Raw genomic sequence first — 21,245 nt, 5'->3', positions numbered from 1 at the left:
GGCTTGCAAACCGCCCGCAAGGCGTGGTAGAATAAGATATTATCCAACGGATATTATCTAACGAAAAAGGGGGAAGCCTTGCATGGAAAAGCGCAACTGGAAGCGCAGCGTTACGCTCAAGCAGCGCATGGTGCTGTGTCTGGCAGCCTTTTTTGCGGCCTTTGCATTACAGCTTGCCCTCAACGGCTATCAGGCACGGGCGGTGCAGCAGGTGCAGGACGACCAGATGGGCAACTTTAACGCCATCAGCCGCTTTCAGGGCGGTGTGGAAAGCTCCATCAGCATTCTGGAAGCATACCGCTGGGAGAACGGCGAGACCGAGGAAATGCTGGAAAAGCTCCGGGCAGCCTGCTCCACCAGCAACGCGTGGCTGTGGCGTATCCGATCCAATATGGACGGCTTGCAGAACGTCAGCGATGAGCAGTGGGTGCTGTACGGCGCGGTGGAGACTACCTACGGCAGCTACAACACCCTGCTGGAGGAGCTGGAGAGCTACCTTTCCAGCGGACAGGAGGCAAAGGCGTCCCAGCTGTACTATAACAAGGTGTCGGTCTGCGGCGGGTATCTGAGCCAGTACACCATGCAGCTGCTGAAAGCCTCGATCCTGGATGCCCAGACTACTTACACCGAGATCTCGGAGCTGGGCGAGCGGATCGCCCTGATGCAGATCGTGGTGGTAGCACTGTGCGTGGCGCTGGGCTGCGCCTCCGGTCTGATGGTCATGCAGCTGCTGACCCCGGTGTCTCAGATGATTGAGGCTTCCCGTGCCATCAGCCGCAGCCAGTTCGACACCCCGGACATCCCGCTGCCCAAGCAGCCGGAGATCGGACAGCTGGCGGAGTCTTTCAACCGCATGAAGCACTCCATGGCGCAGCAGGTGAGTACCTTACAGGAGAAAAACGAGATCGAGCGGGAATTGCACCGCCAAAAAACCGAGGCGCTGGAACTGCAGAACCGCATGGAGCGCAGCCGGTTACAGCAGCTGCGCAGCCAGATCGACCCGCATTTTCTGTTCAACACCCTGAACGTCATCCAGCAGATGGCGGGCACAGAGTCCGCCTACCGCACGCAGGCGCTCATCATGGCGCTTTCCCATCTGCTGCGTTACAGCCTGATGAGCAACGATGAGCAGGTGCCCCTCTCCCGGGAGGTGCGCGTTGTGGACGAATATTACTCCATCTACCATGTGCGCTTTGGCGACCGGGTGCAGATGCAGTGGGCGTTCTCGGATTCACTGGACCTCACCGAGACCATGGTGCCGTCCTTTATCTTGCAGCCCATCGTGGAAAACGCTTTCAAGCACGGCATCTGCCCCAAGGAAGAGGGCGGCGTGGTGCGCATCCGTATGATCCCTCTGCGGGAAAAAGGTCTGCTGTGCATCCGGGTACTGGACAACGGTATGGGCATTGAGCCGGAGCAGCTGCAGCAGCTGCGCACGGCACTGGAGCAGCCCGCACCCCGCTGGGAACATATCGGTATTTATAACGTGGCCGCCCGCCTGCGGCTGCTGGATGCCCGCTGCCGGGTGGTGGTGCGCTCCCGGCCGGGGCGGGGAACTGCGGTGATCCTGTATCTGCCGCTGGTGGAGAATGAGGAGGAATTTGAGGAATGATTCGTCTGTTGATCGCGGATGACGAGAGGATGGAGCGGGAGGCGCTGGCGGATATCGTTATGCGCCGGTTTGAGCATGAGGTGACGGTGGAGATGGCGGAAAACGGCCGCAAAGCCGCCGATACTGCCGTGCTCTGGGAAGCAGACCTGATTTTGATGGACATTGAGATGCCGGGCATGAACGGCTTGGATGCCGCCCGCGCGGTGCTGGAACAGCGCCCGGAGTGCAAGGTGATCTTCATCACGGCGTACAGCCTGTTCCAGTACGCCCATGAGGCAGTGCATCTGGGTGCCTGTGACTATCTGCTGAAGCCGGTGGACCCGGACGAGACCGAGGCTGCCATCCGTCGCGCTATCCGGCAAATTGAAGCCGGACGCCGTCTGGCCGAGCTGGCTTCGCCGGAGCCGGAAGCTGCCCCGGAACAGGAGACCGACCTTGCCGAAGAAGGGGAGAGTGACCGCAACGCACTGGTGATGGATCATGTGCGCAAGTATATGGAAGATAACTACATGGCTGATCTCTCGCTGGACAGTGTGAGTGAGATCTTGCACATCAGCCCGGCGTATCTTTCGGCACAGTTCAAAAAGTACCAGAAGATGAACTTTCTGGACTGCCTGACCGAGCTGCGCATCAACGCCGCCAAGGAGCTGCTGTCCGACCCCTTCCGCTCCGCAGCGGAGGTGGCCTCCATGGTGGGCTACGAGGACGCCAGCTACTTTGCCCGTGCCTTTAAAAAGCGCACCGGCATGACCCCCACCCAGTACCGGAAGGAAGCGGCAAAGGCAGCCCGGGAGGCGCGGCTGTGACCCGCCGTCAGCTGCTGCGTCTGCTTACGGCAGCCCCGGCGCTGGCAGTTACAGGCTGTGCGGCGCAGCCTGCTTCTTCACAGCAGGAGAAGCCGCTCATTCTGCGCTATGCGGAGAACCAGCCAGAGGACTACCCCACCAGCAAGGCGGCAAAGGCCTTTGCCGAGCTTGTGGCGCAGCGCACGGATGGCCGGGTGAAGGTGTTGGTATACAGCGGGGCAGAACTGGGCGCAGAGCAGAGCGTCATCCAGCAGATGCAGTTCGGCGGGGTGGATTTTTCCCGCGTGTCCCTGAGCCAGCTGGCAGAGTACGAGCCGGAGCTCAGCGTGTTGCAGCTGCCTTACCTGTACAGCGATGCCCAGCAGATGTGGCGGGTGCTGGACGGCAGCATCGGGGACGAGTTTCTGGCCATGCTGGACGGGATGGACTTAGTAGGGCTTTCATGGTTCGACGCCGGTGTGCGCAGCTTCTACACCCGGGAAAAGGTGACCGGGCTGGATGATTTGCAGGGGCTGACCATCCGGGTGCAGGAGTCGGACATGATGAGCGACATGATCACCGCGTTGGGCGCAAAGCCGGCGCAGGTGGTGTACAGCAAGGTATATGCCGCCCTGCATAACGCCGAAATCGACGGGGCAGAGAACAACTGGCCCAGCTACGAGGTGATGGGACACTACGAGGTGGCACCCTTTTTCCTGAAGGACGAGCACACCCGGGTGCCGGAGGTGCAGCTGGCCAGCCCGGCGGTAATGGAAAAACTTGCCGCGCTGGACGAAAGCTTCCCAGAGGTGATCCGCGCCTGCGCCCGGGAGAGCGCACAGACAGAGCGGGAGCTCTGGGCACGGCGGGAGGCAAACGCAGAACAGAATATGCGCAAGCGGGGCATCTGCGTCACCGAGCTGGACGATGCCGAAAAAGCACGCTTCCGCGCAGCGGTGCAGCCCATGTATGATGAATTCTCTGCCCAGCAGGAACTGATCGACCGGATACAGAAAAGCTGAAAAAGACACCCCGAGAAGTGCCCGGACGGACATTTTTCGGGGTGTTATTTTTGTCATAAATACAGAAATGTATCCAACTGGTCAGTAGTGTTGCACAAACAAGACAGAAAGCAGTTGTGCAATATGGCAAAAACTATCTTGACATTCTTTCGAAAAACAGGACATTTTTCGAAAGCCCTTGTTTCATTTCGGAAAATTTGCTAAAGTGTGTACAGTCAATGAACGAAAGCTCCGGCACCTGTGCGCCCGGAGAATTTCACAATTATTTTAAGGAGGACGATTCCTATGAAAATGATCTCTCGTCGTAGCTTTATGGCCGTTGCCGGTGCAGCTACCGCTGCTGTTGCTCTGACCGCCTGCGGTGGTTCCAAGAGCGGCTCCACCTCTACCGCTGCTTCCACCTCTACCGCAGCTTCTTCTGCTGCTGCCGGTGATGCAGCTGCTGCTGCCAGCGATCCCAAGGTGACTCTGGTCTACGCCGAGGTCAACCCGCTGGATACCATCGTTGGTCAGACCGGTTCTCACTTCAAGGAGAAGGTCGAGGAGCTGAGCGGCGGTTCTGTGGTCGTTGACGTGCAGGCTTCCGGTGTTCTGGGCTCTGAGAACGATGTTCTGGACGCTATTCTGGGCGGCTCTACCTCCATCGACATCAGCCGTATCTCTGCTTTCGCTCTGACCAGCTACGGCTGCAACAAGTCCAAGCTGCTGTCCATCCCCTTCACCTTCAACAACCGCGCTCACTTCTGGAACTTTGCCAACAGCGATCTGGCTCCTGAGTTCCTGAACGAGCCCCAGGAGCTGGGCCTGCCCGTTCGCGGCCTGTTCTACGGCGAGGAGGGCTTCCGTCACTTCTTCACCGTCAAGCCCGTTGCTGCTATCGGCGACCTGAAGGGCATGAAGCTGCGTGTGTCCAACGACCCCGTTATGAACGGCATGGTCGAGGGTCTGGGCGCTAACCCCACCGTCGTTGCTTTCGGCGAGCTGTACAGCGCACTGCAGACCGGCGTTGTGGATGGCGCTGAGCAGCCCATCGCAAACTACAAGTCCAACGCCTTCCCCGAGGTTGCTAACAACCTGATCCTGGACGGCCACACTCTGGGCGCTGTGCAGGCTGTTATCACCGACAACGCATGGGGCAAGCTGACCGCTAACCAGCAGGCTGCTGTTATGGCTGCTGCTGCCGACACCCAGAAGTTCAACGCTGATCTGTCTGAGACCGCTGAGAACAAGGTTCTGGAAGAGCTGCGTTCCTCCGGCTGCAACGTTGTGGATGTGGACGACAAGACTCCTTGGCAGGAAGCTTGCGCTAAGGTCATCAAGGACAACACCTCTGATCAGGCTGAGCTGTACCAGAAGCTGCTGGACATGAAGGCATAAGCTGGCTTTCCATCCGATCCAAGTAGTACATTGCCCGGCGGAGGCCCACGGGAATACGCCCGCAGGCTTCGCCGGGCTTTTATATGGAGGAATTTCTATGCCGAAAATCTTTACCACTCTGGATAAGATCAAACCGGCGTACGACTTTACCTACAAGGTGGTTCTGTTCATCTGCAAGATCCTGCTGATCGCAGATATCCTCATTACCACGATGTCGGTCATTGGCCGCTACGTCCCCTTTATCCCGGACCCCTCCTGGTCTGAGGAGGTCGTTCTGACCTGCATGAGTTACATGGCTGTGCTGAGCGCTGCGCTGGCTATCCGCCGCGGCGCACACATCCGCATGACTGCCTTTGATATGTACCTGCCCAAGAAAGTGGTCAAGGCGCTGGACATCCTGTCCGACGTGGCTGTGATGGTCCTTGGTGTGGTCATGATGGTGGTCGGCTGGAACTACGCCACCACGCTGGGCGGCCGTGGCTTCTATGTTTCCATGCCCTGGCTGAGCCGCTTCTGGATGTACTTCCCGGTGCCGCTGGCCGGTGTTGCCATGATCATCTTCGAGCTTGAGTCTCTGTATAACCATATCAAGAGCTTTTTTGTAAAGGAGGAAATGTAATATGACAGTTCAGACACTGGCGATCATTGTCCTTCTTGTCAGCTTCTTTGTTATGATCTTCCTGCGCTTCCCCATTGCATACGCCGTTGGCCTGTCCAGCGTGCTGTGCATGCTGGTGCAGGGTCAGGCACTGACCGACGTCTGCCGCCTGATGGTCAAGGGCATCTCCTCCTTCAGCCTGATGGCAGTGCCGTTCTTCATCACCATGGGCGTGCTCATGGGTTCCGGCGGCATCTCTGAAAAGCTGATTGCACTGGCTGACGCCTGCGTTGGCTGGATGCGCGGCGGTATGGCCATGGTCAATATCGTGGCTTCCTACTTCTTCGGTGGTATTTCCGGTTCTGCTTCTGCTGATACCGCTTCCATCGGCTCTATCATGATCCCCATGATGGTGGATCAGGGCTACGGCGCAGACTTCTCCACCGCTGTTACCATCACCTCCTCCTGCGAGGGTCTGCTGGTTCCTCCCAGCCATAACATGGTCATCTACGCTACCACCGCCGGTGGTATCTCCGTGGGCAGCCTGTTCCTGGCCGGTTACCTGCCCGGCGCTCTGCTGGCCATCGTGCTGATGATCGGCTCCTACATCATCTCCGTCAAGCGCAACTACCCCAAGGGCGATGCGTTCAGCATCAAGCGCTTTATCAAGCAGCTGGGCACTTCCATCTGGGCACTGGCCGCTGTTATCATCGTGGTGTTCGGCGTTGTCGGCGGCGTGTTCACCGCTACCGAGTCCGCTGCTATCGCCGTTATCTACTCTCTGCTCGTTTCCGTGTTCGTCTATAAGGGTCTGGACTGGAAGGGCGTGTGGCACGCTCTGGACGAGTGCGTCAACACCCTGTCCATCGTGCTGATCCTAATCGCTACCTCTGCAGTGTTCGGCAACTGCCTGACCATGCTGCATGTGCCTGATCTGGCAGCAACCGCCATCACCGACCTGACTGATAATCCCTACATCATTGCACTGCTCATCGACCTGATCCTGCTGGTGCTGGGCATGATCATGGATATGGCTCCCATCATCCTGATCGCTACCCCCATCCTGCTGCCCATCGCCACCTCCATCGGCATCGATCCCATCCAGTTCGGTATCATCGTGGTTCTGAACTGCGGCATCGGTCTGCTCACTCCTCCCGTTGGCTCCGTTCTGTTCATCGGCTCTGCCGTGGCAAAGCGCCCCATGGAGAAAGTGGTCAAGGCGACCCTGCCGTTCTACCTGTGCATGTTCGTTGCACTGCTGCTGCTGACTTACGTCCCCGACATCAGCCTTGCTATCCCCAAGCTGCTGGGCGGCTATGTAAGCCCCATCGCAAACCCGCTGGGTCCTGTGTTCATCCACTAAGCGCAGCATAAGGGGAAACCCCTTGCATCTATAAGACCGGAGCCTGTCAGCCCTTTGGGCTGCGGGCCCCGGTCTTTTTTGCTTTTGCACCAAAATGCGGACAGCTTGCACGGCGGGGAACACTATGATACAATAAAGTGTATAGAAGCTGGGAAGGGGAGAGAACACTATGGAGCAAAAACGACTGTGTCCGTTCTGCATTGGGGAGCTGCCGCCTGCGGCGACCGTCTGCCCCCATTGCGGGAAGATTCTGGAGGGGTGCAACCCGGCGGGCTGTCTGCCGGTGGGCACGGTGCTGGCCGGACGCTACACCGTGGGCGAGATGCGCAGTCTGGACGGCGAAGGTGTGCTGTACAGCGGCGTGGAGAATCTGGGCGGTTTCCGGGTGACCATCAAGGAGTACCTGCCTGTCACCCTTTCTGCGGAGCGGGGTGCGGACTGCATCCTGCGCCCCAAGCAGGGCAGCGAAGTGCTGTTCAAGACCACCCGCATGGATTTTGCAGACCTGTACCGCGCCGTCCAGCGCATTACCCCCGCCAGCGGTCTGGAGGCCGTGCTGGACGTGGTGGAGGCTAACAACACCGTGTATGCGGTGCTGGAAAACCTAGGCGGCACCTCGCTGGAGCAGTGGCTGGAAAACCGTCCCGCCCCGGTGCAGGCAGAGGAGGCCTGCGCCATGCTGCGCCCGGTGTTTGAGGGCGTGGCGGCCATGCACAAGGCAGGGCTGGTGCACCGCGGCATCTGCCCGGAGAACATCCGGGTAATGGCGGATGGCCGCTGCCGTCTGGCAGGGTACGCCACCGTGGGTCTGCGCACCGCAGGCAGCGGCCTGCACGAGCAGCTGTACGAGGGCTACTCCGCGCCGGAGCAGTACACCACCGCCGAGTTTGAGGGGCGCTACACCGATGAATACAGCCTTGCCGCCGTCTTTTACCGCATGGTGTGCGGGCAGGCGCCCATGCCCGCCGCCCAGCGCGTGGTGTCGGACTCTAACCCCCGGGCACGCACCGTAGAGCCTGCCGTACCGGCCTATGTCTCCGATGTATTGCAGCTGGGGCTGCGGCTCAAGGTCATGGAGCGCATCCAGACCGTGCCGCAGCTGTATCAGGCGCTTTCTTCCAAGGAATATACCGCAGAGCTGACCCGCACCATGAAGCCGGAGACCCCGATGCATCCGGCGCGGGCAGAGCAGAGCCCGCAGGGCAGGGAACACCTGCTCAGCCTGAAGGCGCTGCTGGCGGGCATCCTGATCCTGCTTTCCATTTTGATCCTGCTCACCCTGTGGGGCATCGTGAGCAGCAAAGAGGAGCAGACGCCCTCTTCGGAGCCGAGTTCGGAGGCAGCCAGCAGCGAAGCGATGCCCCCCCAGAACCTTGTGCCCAACTTTGTGGGCATCGACTACGAGCAGATCAAGAATAACCGCGAGTACACCAGTATGTACCTGTTCCGCGCGGTGCTGGAGTACAGCGATACCGTGCCCTCCGGGCAGGTCATCCGGCAGGAGCCGGAGGCCGGCGAGGTGATGGAGAACGGTGAGGTGATCCAGATCGTGGTCAGTCAGGGCCCGGAGAAGGTGGAGATGCCCAAGATCATCGGTGCATCGCAGGATAAGGCCATTGAGATATTGAGCAGCCGGGGGCTTGTGGCCAGCTGCTTCATGGTGGTGAATGATGGATCCTACGCCACGGGCTGTGTGGTCTCTGCCAGCGAGGAAGAGGGCGCCATGGTCACGGTGGGTACGGTGATCACCATATATATCGCCGCAGACCCCAGTGTGCAGATCACCGCCACCCCGGAAGAGCCTGCCGCTACCGAGCCCACTACCCCGGAAACGCCCCCAGAGGGCAGCACAGAGCCGGAATACGATACAGATTAAAAAAATAAAAGCAGAAGCGGGAGCCTTGCAACGGGCTCCCGCTTCTGCTTGTTTAGGATAGGAAAGAGAATGGCAAATTAAAGGTTGGTGTAGCCCATCAGGCAGCGGTCCACCTCGGCGGCGCAATCGCGGCCCTCGCGCAGACCCCACACCACAAGGCTCTGGCCGCGGCGCATATCACCGCAGACGAATACCTTGTCCACGTTGGTCTTAAAGCTGTGGTCGGCCACATTGCCCCGGGCGGTCAACTCTACCCCAAAGGCATCGGCTGTGTAGTTTTCGCAGCCGGTAAAGCCTGCAGCAATAAATGCCAGCTGGCAGTCGTAGGTGAATTCCTTGCCGGTGGGCACCATGCTGGTGCGGCCGGTCTCGGGGTCGCGCTCCGGCTTCAGGCAGCTGATGACGGCACCGGTCAGGTTGCCGGCTTCGTCCTTCAAAAACTCCTTGACGGTGGTCTGGTACACACGCGGGTCCTTGCCGAACTTGGCAATGCACTCGGTCTGGCCGTAGTCCACCTTCAGCACCCGGGGCCACTCCGGCCACGGGTTTGCGGCGGTGCGCTCGACAGGGGGCTGCGGCATCATTTCCAGTGCCATCAGGTCGGTGCAGCCCTGCCGCAGGGCAGTGCCCTGACAGTCGTTGCCGGTGTCGCCGCCGCCGATGACCAGCACGTTTTTACCGGCTGCATTGATGGCCTTGCCGTCTGCAAAACCCGAGTCCAGCAGGCTCTTGGTCACGCTGGTCAGGTAGTCCACCGCAAAGTGCACGCCCTTGGCGTCCCGGCCGGGCACGTTCAAATCGCGGGGCTTTTTGGCACCGCAGCACAGCACCACGGCATCAAAATCAGCCAGCAGCTGCTCGGCGGGCACGGCACCGCCCACATCCATGCCGGTGCGGAACTCAACACCCTCGGTCTGCATCAGCTTGACCCGGCGCTCAATGACTGCCTTATCCAGCTTCATGTTGGGGATGCCGTACATCAGCAGGCCGCCCACGCGGTCGGCGCGCTCAAACACCGTAACGGCGTGGCCGCGCTTATTCAGGTACTCGGCCACCGAAAGCCCCGCAGGGCCGCTGCCCACCACGGCAACGCTCTTGCCGGTGCGGGTCGGCGGCGGGGTAGCGGTCAGCCAGTTTTTGGCATAAGCCGTCTCGATGATAGCGTGCTCGTTTTCGCGCACGGTGACGCTGCTGCCGGTCACATCCCCGCAGGTGCAGGCGGCCTCGCACAGGGCGGGGCACACCCGGCTGGTAAACTCCGGGAAGCGGTTGGTGGCCATCAGGCGGTGGAGCGCCAGCTCCCACTTGCCATGGTACACCAAGTCGTTCCACTCCGGGATGAGGTTGTTCAGCGGACAGCCGGAGGCCATGCCGCCGATCATCATGCCCGCCTGACAGAAGGGCACGCCGCAGTCCATGCAGCGGGCGGCCTGCGTCTGCTGCTGCTCCCGCGAGAGCCAGATGTGGAACTCGTTAAAATTTTCAAGGCGCTCCAGCGGCGCAACGTCCGTGCTGGTCTTGCGCGCATAATCCATAAATCCTGTTGTCTTACCCATGCTGCTGCCCCTCCTTACTTATGCTTCTGCACTGCATAGAATGCTTCGATCTGTGCCTGCTCGCCGTCCAGACCACGCTCCTCTACCGAGGCGATGACCCGCAGCATCCGGTCGTAATCGTAAGGCAGCACCTTTTTGAATTTGGGCAGGAACGCACTGAAATTATCCAAGATCTCCTTGCCGCGCGGAGAGCCGGTGGCCTCCACATGGGCGCGGATCAGTTCCTTCAGGGTGGCAACATCGTACTTGTGCTCCACCGGCTCAAGGCTGACAGTCTCCTTGTTCACGCGCTGGTAGAAGTCCCAGTTTTCGTCCAGCACATAGGCAATGCCGCCGGTCATACCGGCTGCAAAGTTCTTGCCGGTCTGGCCCAGCACCACCACGGTGCCGCCGGTCATGTACTCACAGCCGTGGTCACCCACGCCTTCCACAACGGCGGTAGCGCCGCTGTTGCGCACGCAGAAGCGCTCGCCGGCCACACCGGAGATGAACGCCTTGCCGCTGGTAGCACCGTACAGCGCCACATTGCCGGTGATGATGTTCTCCTCGGGCTTGAAGTCAATGCCCTGCGGCGGGCGCACGATGATCTTACCGCCGGAAAGGCCCTTGCCCATGTAGTCGTTGCAGTCACCCACCAGTTCCAGCGTCAGGCCATTGGGGATAAAGGCACCAAAGCTCTGGCCGCCTGCACCGTTGCAGTGCACGGTGTACACATCGTCCGGCAGGTCGTTGCCGTATTTGCGGGTGATCTCGCTGCCAAAGATGGCACCAAAGGCGCGGTCCACGTTGGAAACATTCAGGCTGACGTTCTGGGGAGCCTTGCTGCCCAGCTTGAACTTCTTCATCAACACCTTCATGTCCAGCGTGTTTTCCAGATGGAAGTCGTAGCTGTCCTCCTTGATGAAGTGGACGTTACTGTTTGCAATGGCGGGGTTGTGCAGGATGCAGTCCAGATCCAGCTCTGCGGCGCGGCTGCCCGGGGCGGCGGGCTTGACCCGCAGCAGGTCGGTGCGGCCCACCAGCTCGTCCACGGTGCGCACGCCCAGCTTTGCCATGTACTCCCGCAGCTCCTCAGCTACAAAGGTGAGGTAGTTGATGATGTACTCCGGCTTGCCCTTGAAGTTCTTGCGCAGCTCGGGGTTCTGGGTGCAGATGCCCATAGGGCAGGTGTCCAGATTGCACACGCGCATCATCACGCAGCCCTCGGCCATCAGCAGGGTAGTGCCGAAGCCGAACTCCTCTGCGCCCAGCATGCAGCTGATGGCCACATCGCGGCCGGACAGCAGCTTGGAGTCGCTCTCGATGCGCACGCGGGTGCGCAGACCGTTCAGGATCAGGGTCTGGTGGGTCTCGGCGATGCCCAGCTCCCAAGGCAGACCGGCATGCTTGATGGAGGTGCGGGGTGCAGCACCGGTGCCGCCGTCATAGCCGGACACCAGAATGACCTGTGCGCCGCCTTTGGCAACACCAGCGGCAATGGTGCCTACACCGGCCTCGCTGACCAGCTTGACGTTGATATTGGCGCTGCGGTTGGCGTTTTTCAGGTCGTAAATCAGCTCTGCCAGATCCTCGATGGAGTAGATATCGTGGTGGGGCGGGGGAGAGATCAGCCCCACGCCGGTGGTGCTGTGGCGGGTCTTGGCGATCCACGGATACACCTTGGCACCGGGCAGGTTGCCGCCCTCGCCGGGCTTTGCGCCCTGTGCCAGCTTGATCTGGATCTCCTCGGCGCTGACCAGATACTTGCTGGTCACGCCAAAGCGGGCAGAGGCCACCTGTTTAATTTTGGAATTGCTCTCGCTGTGGTAGCGCTCCTCAGGCTCGCCGCCCTCACCGGTATTGCTGCGGCCGCCCAGACGGTTCAGGGCGATGGCAATGGTCTCGTGCGCCTCGCTGCTCAGTGCGCCGTAGCTCATGGCAGCGCCCTTGAACCGCTTGACGATGCTGGAAACCGGCTCTACTTCTTCCAGCGGGATGCCGCCGTCTGCGGCGTAGTTAAAGTCCAGCAGGCTACGCAGATGCACACCCTCGGCACCCATGTTGTCCACCGTCTGGGTGAACTGCTTGAAGGTGGCGTAATCGCCGGTGCGGCAGGCTTTCTGGAACAGGTGGATGGTCTGGGGGTTGAACAGGTGTTCTTCCTTGCCGCTGCGGAACTTGTGGGCACCGCTGTCGGCCAGCTCCATGTTGATATCCAGCCCCAGCGGGTCAAAGGCGGCGTTATGCAGCGCCTCCACATCGGCCTGAATGTCTGCCATGCTGATGCCGCCCACGCGGCTCACCGTGCCGGTGAAGTATTTGTCGATGACCTCCTTCGAGATGCCCACAGCCTCGAAGATCTGGCTGCTCTGGTAGCTCTGGATGGTGGAAATGCCCATCTTGGAGGCGATCTTCACGATGCCGTTGAGGATGGCGTTGTCGTAGTCCTGCACGGCGGCATAATAGTCCTTGTCCAGCAGACCCTCGTCGATCAGCTGGCCGATAGTCTCGTGTGCCAGATAGGGGTTGATGGCGCAGGCACCGTAGCCCAGCAGGGTGGCAAAGTGGTGCACCTCCCGGGGCTCGGCGCTCTCCAAAATCAGTGCCAGTGCGGTGCTCTTTTTGGTGCGGATGAGGTACTGGGACACTGCCGATACCGCCAGCAGGCTGGGGATGGTCACATGGTATTCATCCACATCGCGATCGGACAGGATGATGATGTTCGCACCCTCCTTGTAGGCGCGGTCGACCTCCAAGAATACCCGGTCGATGGCCTTTTCCAGACTGGTATTCTTGTAGTAGTTGATGGACACCGTAGCAACCTTGAAGCCCGGCACGTTCATATACTTGATCTTCAACAGGTCGGTGTTGGTCAGGATGGGGTTGTGCACCTTGAGCACCTTGCAGTTCTCCGGCTTATCCTCCAATAGGTTGCCGTGGGCACCGATGTAGACGCTGGTGGAGGTGACCACCTTTTCCCGGATGGCGTCAATGGGCGGGTTGGTCACCTGCGCAAACCGCTGCTTGAAGTAGTTGAACAGCGGGGGATGCTGGCTGCTGAGCACAGCCAGCGGGGTGTCAGTACCCATGGCACCGGAAGGCTCTGCACCCGCCCGCGCCATGGCAAGGATCATGGTATTCACGTCCTCGTACTTGTAGCCGAACACCTTCTGCAGCCGGGTCAGCTGCTCGCCGGTGTAGCTTTCCACCTTTACGTTGGGGATCTTCAGCCCGCTCAGCTGCACCAAGTTGCGGTCGATCCACTCGCCGTAGGGCTCGCGGCTGGCGTAAAGCTCCTTCAGCTTTTCGTCGTCCACCACCTCGCCCTTGACGGTGTCCACCAGCAGCATCTTGCCGGGGCGCAGACGCTCCTTGACCAGAATATTCTCCGGGTCGCATTCCAGCACGCCCACCTCAGAGGACAGGATCATGCGGCCGTCCTTGGTGATGTAATAGCGGCTGGGGCGCAGACCGTTGCGGTCCAGCACCGCGCCCATCACATCGCCGTCCGAGAACAGGATGGCGGCGGGGCCGTCCCACGGCTCCAGCATGGTGGCGTAGTACTGGTAGAAATCCCGTTTTTTCTGGCTGATGTTCTTGTTGTTCTCCCACGGCTCGGGGATGGTGATCATCACAGCCAGCGGCAGATCCATGCCGTTCATCACCATGAACTCCAGCGCGTTATCCAGCATGGCAGAGTCCGAACCGGAGGTGTTGATGATGGGCAGGATCTTATTCATATCGTCCTGCAAAATGGGGCTGGAGATGCTCTCCTCGCGCGCCAGCATGGCGTCGGTGTTGCCCTTGATGGTGTTGATCTCGCCGTTGTGCAGGATGAAGCGGTTGGGGTGTGCACGCATCCAGCTGGGGTTGGTGTTGGTGGAAAAGCGGCTGTGCACCATGCCGATGGCGGACTCATAATCCGGGTCCTGCAGATCAGCGTAGAAGCGGCGCAGGTCGTGCACAAGGAACATACCCTTGTACACGATGGTGCGGCTGGACAGGCTGGGCACATAGGTGCCGTTGCTGGCCTGCTCGAACACGCGGCGCACGATATACAGGCGGCGGTCAAACTCAATGCCCTTGCTTACCTTGGCAGGCTTTTTGATGAAGCACTGCCAGATGGCGGGCATGCAGTCCCGCGCCTTCTGACCCACGGCATCGGGGTCTACGGGCACCTCGCGCCATGCCAGAAACTCCAGCCCCTCCTTGCGGGTGACCACCTCGAACAGCTTCATGGCCTGTGCCCGCAGGTGCTCGTTCTGGGGGAAGAAGAACATACCCACGCCGTACTCCCGCTCGTTGCCCAGCCGGATGTTCAGCTCCTCGGCCACCTTGGAGAAGAACTTGTGGCTGATCTGCAGCAGAATGCCTACGCCGTCGCCGGTCTTGCCTTCGGCGTCCTTACCGGCGCGGTGCTCCAGCCGCTCCACGATGGACAGTGCATCGTCCACCGTCTGGTGACTTTTACGTCCCTTGATGTCCACCACAGCACCGATACCGCAGGCATCGTGCTCAAACTGTGGGTCGTACAGACCAAGGGTGGTTTTCTGCTCTGTAAAGTTTTCCATAGTCTTTCCCATCCTTTTTACTTGTTTGCTTACCGGGGGCTGCGGCACCCTCCGCAGCTTTTGCCCCTTGCAAAAAGAAAAAAGCGCCCCGCAAGGGCACAGGATGCCCCTGCGGAACGCCTTTGTTCCGATACCTGATATTATACAGATTCCTGAAAAATTTTCAAGTGACAGCTGCACCAAATATGCTACACACATTGCGCTGCTTCTTGTGCGAAACGCCGCGAGCCCCCGCAGCTGTGCGCGGCATACAAACAAAACCGCCGCACCCGGCGTTGTGCACGCGGGTACGGCGGTTTGGAGGAATTTGCCCTGAGTGATGCGGAACACTCAGGACTCAGGAATGCTTTGATTTGCGGGTTTGTTGCAAAATAACCAAACGAAACCTCACCCGCCCAGAATGGCCTGCAGGTCGGCTTCCGGGGTGGCAATGGGCTTGAGGTCGTACCGTTCCTGCAGGGTGCGCACCACTCCCGACGAGAGGAACGGGGGCAGGGTAGGCCCCAGCCGGATGTTCCGGATGCCCAGCGCCAGCAGCGCGATGAGGATGCACACGGCCTTCTGCTCAAACCAGCACAGCACCAGCGAGAGGGGCAGGTCGTTGACGCCGCAGCCAAAGGCGTCGGCCAGCGCCAATGCGATGCGGATGGCGCTGTAGGCGTCGTTGCACTGGCCCACGTCCAGGATGCGGGGCAGGCCGGTGCCCGGCACGGTGCCAAGGGGCAGGTCGTTCAGGCGGAACTTGCCGCAGGCCAGGGTCAGCAGGATGGTGTCGGGCGGGGTAAGGCGGGCAAACTCGGTGTAGTAGCGGCGGCTGGGCCGGGTGCCGTCGCAGCCGCCCACCAGAAAGAAGTGCCGCAGCTTACCGTCCCGCACCGCCTGCACGATCTCGTCCGCGTGCTGCAGCACGGCGGTGCGGGCAAAACCGGTGGTCACCGTGGAGCCGCCGTTCAGGCCGGGCAGCAGGGTGTCCTGCGCGTAGCCGCCCAGCTCCAGCGCCTTTTCGATCACCGGGGAAAAGTCGCGCCCTTCGTCGATGTGGGGCACGCCGGGGTAAGCCACCACCGAGGTGGTGAACACCCGGTCGGCGTAGCTGGCGCGCAGGGGCATGATGCAGTTGGTGGTGAACAGGATGGGCGCGGGGATGTCCTCGAACTCCCGCTGCTGGTTCTGCCATGCGGTGCCAAAGTTGCCCTTGAGGTGGGGGTAGCGGCGCTTCAGCTCCGGGTAGCCGTGGGCGGGCAGCATCTCCGAGTGGGTGTAGACGTTGACGCCCCGGCCTGCAGTCTGTTCCAGCAGCTGCTGTGCGTCGTAGAGGTCGTGGCCGGAAATCACGATGAACGGCCCCTTTTCAATGGTCAGGGGCACCTGCACCGGTTCCGGATCGCCAAAAGCGCCGGTGTTGGCCGCGTCCAGCAGCTCCATGCAGCGGTAGCTGGCTTCTCCTGTGGCCTGCACCAGCTGCCACAGGGCGTCGGTGGTCTGGCCGGGGTCGCCCACGGCCTGCAGGGCGGTACAGAAGAACCGGTCCAGCTCCGGGTCGATGCGGCCCAGCACCCGGGCGTGGTAGTTGTAGGCAGCCATGCCCCGCAGGCTGAACAGCACAAAGCATTTCAGGCTGCGCCGGTCGGCATCCGGTTCCCGCCAGAGGGCCTGCATGTCGTAGTCCGGGCCGGTGCCGGGGCTGGCGTCGTGCACCCGGCGGGTCAGCGCGTCCACGGCGGCGGGGTCAAAGTTCACGTTGGTAATGGTGGTGAACAGCCCCTGCATCAGCAGCCGGGCCTGTTCCGGGGCCGGGCCACGCCCCGCCGCGATGAGCTGCCCGGCAAACGCGATGAGCGCCCCAGTGAGCCGGTCCTGTGCGGCGGCTGTCTCGGCCGACTTGCCGCACACCCCCGCTGCGCCGGTGCAGGCGGTGCAGCCCGCCGCCTGCTCACACTGAAAACAAAACATCTGCTCGTCCATACAAAACTCCCTTTCTGCCATAAGATACTGCCAGTGTGGGCAGAGCGGGGCGGGGTTATACCAAAAAAGAGCCGCACCCCTGCGGGCGCGGCTCTTGGACGATGCAGTATGACTTAGTAGGTGATGCCCTGTGCCATCATGGCGGTAGCAACCTTCAGGAAGCCGGCGCAGTTTGCACCGACCATCAGGTTGCCCTCGGAACCGGCAGCCACAGAAGCGTCGTAGGAAGCGTGGAAGATGCCCTCCATGATGCCCTTCAGCTTGGCATCCACTTCCTCAAAGCTCCAGCTCAGGCGCTCGGAGTTCTGGCTCATCTCCAGACCGGAGGTAGCCACGCCGCCTGCGTTGGAAGCCTTTGCGGGTCCGTACAGGATGCCGTTGGACAGGTAGACCTCGATAGCCTCCGGGGTGCTGGGCATGTTAGCGCCCTCGCAAACCACGGTGCAGCCGCCCTTTACCAGAGCCTCGGCAGACTCCTTGTTGATCTCGTTCTGGGTAGCGCAGGGCAGGGCGATGTCGCAGGGAACAGTCCAGACCTTGCTGCAATCAGCCACATAGGTTGCACCGGCGTGGGTCTCGGCGTACTCCTTGATACGGCCGCGGCGCACTTCCTTCAGATCCTTGACGTAAGCCAGATCGATGCCGTTGGGGTCGTAGACGTAGCCGTTGGAGTCGGACATGGTGACCACCTTGGCACCCAGCTGGGTTGCCTTCTCGCAGGCGTAGATAGCCACGTTGCCGGAGCCGGAGATGACCACGGTCTTGCCCTTAAAGCTGTCGTTGCGCATGCACTTCAGAGCCTCAGCGGTGAAGTAGCACAGGCCGTAGCCGGTAGCCTGGGTACGAGCCAGAGAACCGCCGAAGGTCAGGCCCTTGCCGGTGAGCATGCCGCCCTGGAAGCTGTTGGTCAGGCGCTTGTACTGGCCGAACATATAGCCGACCTCGCGGCCGCCGACACCGATATCACCGGCGGGGCAGTCCACGAACTGGCCGATGTGGCGGTACAGCTCGGTCATGAAGCTCTGGCAGAAGCGCATCACTTCCATGTCACTCTTGCCGTGGGGGTCGAAGTCAGAGCCGCCCTTGCCGCCGCCCATGGGCAGGGTGGTCAGGCTGTTCTTGAAGGTCTGCTCAAAGCCCAGGAACTTCAGGATGCCCTGATTGACAGAGGGATGGAAGCGCAGGCCGCCCTTGTAGGGGCCGATGGCGCTGTTGAACTGCACGCGGTAGCCGCGGTTCACCTGTACCTTACCGGCATCGTCCACCCAAGGCACACGGAAGGTGATGATGCGCTCCGGCTCCACCAGGCGCTCGATCAGAGCGGCCTTCTCGTACTCGGGGTGCTTTTCCACAACGGGCTGGATGCTCTCCAGCACCTCGCGCACAGCCTGCAGAAACTCGGGCTCGTTGGCATTGCGCTTTTCCAGACCCTCGTAAACGCGCTTCAGGTATTCATTCGTCAGCATAATAGAATACTCCTTTTCCCAATTACTCTATAAATTTGAAAAAGCGGAAATGCCCTTGTCCGCCGCACAGCGGGTGGATCCTTGCAGATGCCGGGCGCTTCCGGTTCTCCATGCTTGCACGGCACGCCCGCACAAGCGGGCAATGCTTACTTTACTATTATAAAGCTTTGCGGTGGGTTTTACAATAGCAAAAAGCAGAATTTGTTTAAAAAAACAGATAAAAAGTCACAGCTGCTTCACAAAACGAAAATTAAAAGCTGGAATGCGCCGCGAACCTTGTTTTTTAAAGTGCGCTGCCGTCCCAAAGCTGTACGGAAAAGAATGTCTTTTGCACGGCAGCGGGCTTATCTAAGCAAAAAGCCCTGTGTCACAACGGGCACAGGGCAGGGTGCATTACTTCTTCAGCAGTTTTTCGCAGGCGTCTGCGGCACCTTCCAAAAATTCGCCGCCGTAGGTCTCGATCATGCCGGCATCGGAAAGCTCTGCCAGTTTGGGGTCGATGGGGCACTTGGCCAGCACGGGCAGGTGATGCTTTGCGGCCACCTCGTCCACATGGCTGTTGCCAAACACATTGATGTGCTTGCCGCAGTCCGGGCAGACGATGTAGCTCATGTTCTCCACGATGCCCAGCATGGGCACCTTCATCATCTCGGCCATGTTCACGGCTTTTGCCACGATCATGCTTACCAACTCCTGCGGGCTTGCCACCACAACGATGCCGTCCACCGGCAGGCTCTGGAACACGGTCAGGGGCACATCACCGGTGCCCGGGGGCATATCCACGAACAGGAAATCCACGTCCTTCCAGACCACATCGGTCCAGAACTGCTTGACCGCACCGGCAATGACCGGGCCGCGCCACACAACGGGGTCTTCCTCGTTCTCCACCAGCAGGTTGATGCTCATCACATCAATGCCCATGCGGCTCTGGATGGGCCAGCAGCCCTTGTCGTCCGCCATGGCACGGCCGTGAATGCCGAACAGCTTGGGGATGGACGGGCCGGTGATATCGGCATCCAGAATGCCGCAGTGGTAGCCGCGGCGGGCCATGGCACAGGCCAGCAGGGCGCTGGTCATGCTCTTGCCCACGCCGCCCTTGCCGGAAACAACGCCGATGACCTTTTTTACACTGCTGTTGGGGTTGGGGGCATCGTGCTGCGGAGCGGCATCGCGGGAAGAACAGGCTGCACTGCAATTAGAGCAGTCATGGGTACATTCTTCGCTCATTCTCTTTGTCGCGCACGGCAGGGGCAGGACCCGGGCGGTGCGCTTCCTCCTTGCTCAAAATACAGGCGGGGGCTTGCGCCCTGCCTGACCACTGTTAACTATACCATAAAAAGTGCGCAGAAACAACCCATAGCGCCGCTCATGTTTTGCAAAGCCGCCGCATAGGCTGAACCGTGAACGCCCGTTCCGGGGCAGGGGGAGGTGCAGGGTGCGGCAGAACTACTTTAAAAATGCGGCGCTGCTTACCGGCTCGGACGTGGTGCTGCGGCTGGCAGGCATGGGGCTGCGCATCTGGCTGGCAAACGCCTTGGGCGGGGCGGGCATGGGATTATACCAGCTGGTGCTGGCGGTGTACGGGCTGTTCGTCACGCTGGCCACGGCGGGCATCTCGGTGGCGGCTACCCGGCTGCTGACCGAGGAGCTCAGCCGGGACAAGGCCGCTGCGCGCGGGATGCTGGTGCGGCTGGTGCTGGCAGGGCTTGGACTGGGCGGGCTTGCCATGGCCGCTCAGCTTGCCACCGCAGGCCTTGCGGCAAAATGGTGGCTGGGGGATGTCCGCGCCGCTGCCGCGCTGCGCACCTCGGCGCTGGGACTGCCGTGGATGGCGATCTCTGCGGTGCTGCGCGGCTTTTTTCTGGCGCGGCGGCGGGTAGAGCCCAACGTGCTCAGCCAGCTGGCAGAGCAGACGGTGCGCATTGCCGCCGTGGTGTGGGCGCTTACCCGCACGCAGGGCTGGCCGGACGGCAGCCGCTGCGCACTGGTACTGGCGGCTACCGCCCTGAGCGAGGCCGTATCCACCGCTCTGATGGCGCTGTTTTACCGGCGGGAGGCGGCACGCTGCTTCGGCAGCACAGCGCCGCGCCCGCCAAGGGAGGCGTCCCGGCGGCTGTGGGAGATATTATGGCCGGTGGAGGGCGGCAGGGCGCTTTCCAGCGCGCTGCACACCGCCGAGAATATGCTGGTGCCCGCCTGCCTTGCGGTGTATCTGGCGGCCTCCGGCGGGCGCACCGCCGCGCTGGAACAGTACGGCACCTTAAAGGGCATGGCGCTGCCGCTGCTCAATTTCCCCTTCGGGCTGCTGGGCAGTCTGGCGGTTTTGCTGATGCCGGAGATCACACAGGCGCACATTGAGGGGCAGACCGCCCGGCTGAACGCCCTGCTGGACCGGATGCTGCAGCTTACGGGATATTTCTCCGCGCTGGCGGGCACGCTGTTCTGGGTGTGGGGCAGGCCGCTGGCGCAGCTGCTCTACCATAGCCCGGAGGCCGGGTTCTATCTGGAGACCCTTGCCCCGGCCATGCCGCTGATGTATCTGGAAAGCATGGTGGATGGTGCCATGAAGGGCATCGGGGAGCAGAAGGCCGCTTTCCGGTACAGCGTGTGGGACGCCGTGCTGCGCATTGGTGGGGTAGCGGTGCTGCTGCCCCGGTACGGGATGCGGGGCTTTCTGGCGGTGATCTTGCTTTCCAGCCTGTACACCTGCGCAGCCAACACCGGGCGTCTGCTGCTTTCCAGCGGCACAGGACACGCCTTCCGCCGCTGGCTGGGTGCGCCGCTGCTGGCCGCTGCCGCCGCCGGTGCGGCAGGGCGGGGCGTGCGCCGGGCGCTGGCGGGCTTTCCGGCACAGGGGCTGTGGGAACAGCTGGCAGTGCTGACGGCGGGCGGCATGGTGACTGCTGTCGTGTTTTTGCTGGCGGCGCTGCCGCTGGGGCTTTGGGAGGAAGTGCGGGCGCTGCTGCGGCAGGCAAAAACCGGGAAAAACAGGGGAAAGTGATAAAAACGTAAATTTTCTGGACACAGGCGGGGATTGTGAGTATAATACAAACGTGTAGCTGTATCCTTCCGGCA

The 21,245-nt window shown here is 61.0% G+C and carries 13 protein-coding genes; 8 read left to right on the top strand and 5 right to left on the bottom strand.

The window, feature by feature from the left end; translation table 11 throughout:
- Positions 1-82: 82 nt before the first annotated feature.
- The 7 genes from MTP39_RS08885 to MTP39_RS08855 all read left to right on the top strand — a co-directional run bounded on the left by MTP39_RS08885 (position 83) and on the right by MTP39_RS08855 (position 8,633).
- A complete protein-coding gene (locus tag MTP39_RS08885; RefSeq protein WP_249240255.1) occupies positions 83-1,612 on the top strand; it encodes a sensor histidine kinase in 1,530 nt (509 codons plus the stop codon).
- Positions 1,609-2,418, top strand: coding sequence for a response regulator transcription factor (locus MTP39_RS08880; RefSeq protein ID WP_249240254.1), 810 nt, complete (start codon positions 1,609-1,611; stop codon positions 2,416-2,418). Before MTP39_RS08885 ends, MTP39_RS08880 begins: the two co-directional genes overlap by 4 nt.
- The gene (locus tag MTP39_RS08875) at positions 2,415-3,419 is read left to right on the top strand and encodes a TRAP transporter substrate-binding protein (RefSeq protein WP_249240253.1); all 1,005 of its coding nucleotides are present in this window, start codon (positions 2,415-2,417) and stop codon (positions 3,417-3,419) included. Before MTP39_RS08880 ends, MTP39_RS08875 begins: the two co-directional genes overlap by 4 nt.
- 285 nt (positions 3,420-3,704) lie before the next feature.
- Positions 3,705-4,796 (top strand): TRAP transporter substrate-binding protein, encoded by a 1,092-nt coding sequence (locus tag MTP39_RS08870; protein ID WP_212792378.1) that lies wholly within the window; start codon positions 3,705-3,707, stop codon positions 4,794-4,796.
- A gap of 97 nt (positions 4,797-4,893) precedes the next feature.
- Entirely contained in the window at positions 4,894-5,415 is a 522-nt protein-coding gene (locus MTP39_RS08865; protein ID WP_249240252.1) for a TRAP transporter small permease, read from the top strand.
- Position 5,416: 1 nt separating this feature from the next.
- Positions 5,417-6,757, top strand: a complete 1,341-nt coding sequence (locus MTP39_RS08860) for a TRAP transporter large permease (protein WP_249240251.1) — start codon at positions 5,417-5,419, stop codon at positions 6,755-6,757.
- A gap of 169 nt (positions 6,758-6,926) precedes the next feature.
- Entirely contained in the window at positions 6,927-8,633 is a 1,707-nt protein-coding gene (locus MTP39_RS08855) for a PASTA domain-containing protein (protein WP_249240250.1), read from the top strand.
- A gap of 77 nt (positions 8,634-8,710) precedes the next feature.
- Here MTP39_RS08855 and MTP39_RS08850 read toward each other — a convergent pair whose 3' ends face one another.
- The 5 genes from MTP39_RS08850 to MTP39_RS08830 all read right to left on the bottom strand — a co-directional run bounded on the left by MTP39_RS08850 (position 8,711) and on the right by MTP39_RS08830 (position 19,397).
- Positions 8,711-10,189, bottom strand: coding sequence for a glutamate synthase subunit beta (locus MTP39_RS08850; protein WP_249240249.1), 1,479 nt, complete (start codon positions 10,187-10,189; stop codon positions 8,711-8,713).
- A gap of 14 nt (positions 10,190-10,203) precedes the next feature.
- A complete protein-coding gene (gltB, locus tag MTP39_RS08845; RefSeq protein ID WP_249240248.1) occupies positions 10,204-14,739 on the bottom strand; it encodes a glutamate synthase large subunit in 4,536 nt (1,511 codons plus the stop codon).
- 387 nt (positions 14,740-15,126) lie between these two features.
- A complete protein-coding gene (hcp, locus tag MTP39_RS08840) occupies positions 15,127-16,704 on the bottom strand; it encodes a hydroxylamine reductase (RefSeq protein ID WP_249240247.1) in 1,578 nt (525 codons plus the stop codon).
- Between the two features lie 113 nt (positions 16,705-16,817).
- The gene (gene gdhA, locus MTP39_RS08835; RefSeq protein WP_249240246.1) at positions 16,818-18,170 is read right to left on the bottom strand and encodes an NADP-specific glutamate dehydrogenase; all 1,353 of its coding nucleotides are present in this window, start codon (positions 18,168-18,170) and stop codon (positions 16,818-16,820) included.
- Between the two features lie 393 nt (positions 18,171-18,563).
- Complete coding sequence (locus MTP39_RS08830) at positions 18,564-19,397, bottom strand: Mrp/NBP35 family ATP-binding protein (RefSeq protein ID WP_015537868.1); 834 nt, start codon at positions 19,395-19,397, stop codon at positions 18,564-18,566.
- A 208-nt stretch (positions 19,398-19,605) separates the two neighbouring features.
- Here MTP39_RS08830 and MTP39_RS08825 point away from each other — a divergent pair, with 208 nt between their 5' ends.
- A complete protein-coding gene (locus MTP39_RS08825) occupies positions 19,606-21,171 on the top strand; it encodes an oligosaccharide flippase family protein (RefSeq protein WP_249240245.1) in 1,566 nt (521 codons plus the stop codon).
- Positions 21,172-21,245 lie beyond the last annotated feature (74 nt).

The sequence above is a fragment of the Faecalibacterium sp. I3-3-33 genome (genome assembly GCF_023347295.1).
Lineage (GTDB): Bacteria > Bacillota > Clostridia > Oscillospirales > Ruminococcaceae > Faecalibacterium.
Note: the sequence above shows the minus strand (reverse complement) of the source record. Positions and strands in the feature narration are given on the sequence as shown.

Excerpts from the sequence above, each read along its gene's own strand:
- MTP39_RS08885 (WP_249240255.1), top strand. The coding sequence starts at position 83 with ATGGAAAAGCGCAACTGGAAGCGCAGCGTTACGCTCAAGCAGCGCATG.
- MTP39_RS08880 (WP_249240254.1), top strand. The coding sequence starts at position 1,609 with ATGATTCGTCTGTTGATCGCGGATGACGAGAGGATGGAGCGGGAGGCG.
- MTP39_RS08870 (WP_212792378.1), top strand. The coding sequence starts at position 3,705 with ATGAAAATGATCTCTCGTCGTAGCTTTATGGCCGTTGCCGGTGCAGCT.
- MTP39_RS08865 (WP_249240252.1), top strand. The coding sequence starts at position 4,894 with ATGCCGAAAATCTTTACCACTCTGGATAAGATCAAACCGGCGTACGAC.
- MTP39_RS08860 (WP_249240251.1), top strand. The coding sequence starts at position 5,417 with ATGACAGTTCAGACACTGGCGATCATTGTCCTTCTTGTCAGCTTCTTT.
- MTP39_RS08855 (WP_249240250.1), top strand. The coding sequence starts at position 6,927 with ATGGAGCAAAAACGACTGTGTCCGTTCTGCATTGGGGAGCTGCCGCCT.
- MTP39_RS08850 (WP_249240249.1), bottom strand. The coding sequence starts at position 10,189 with ATGGGTAAGACAACAGGATTTATGGATTATGCGCGCAAGACCAGCACG.
- gltB (WP_249240248.1), bottom strand. The coding sequence starts at position 14,739 with ATGGAAAACTTTACAGAGCAGAAAACCACCCTTGGTCTGTACGACCCA.
- hcp (WP_249240247.1), bottom strand. The coding sequence starts at position 16,704 with ATGGACGAGCAGATGTTTTGTTTTCAGTGTGAGCAGGCGGCGGGCTGC.
- gdhA (WP_249240246.1), bottom strand. The coding sequence starts at position 18,170 with ATGCTGACGAATGAATACCTGAAGCGCGTTTACGAGGGTCTGGAAAAG.
- MTP39_RS08830 (WP_015537868.1), bottom strand. The coding sequence starts at position 19,397 with ATGAGCGAAGAATGTACCCATGACTGCTCTAATTGCAGTGCAGCCTGT.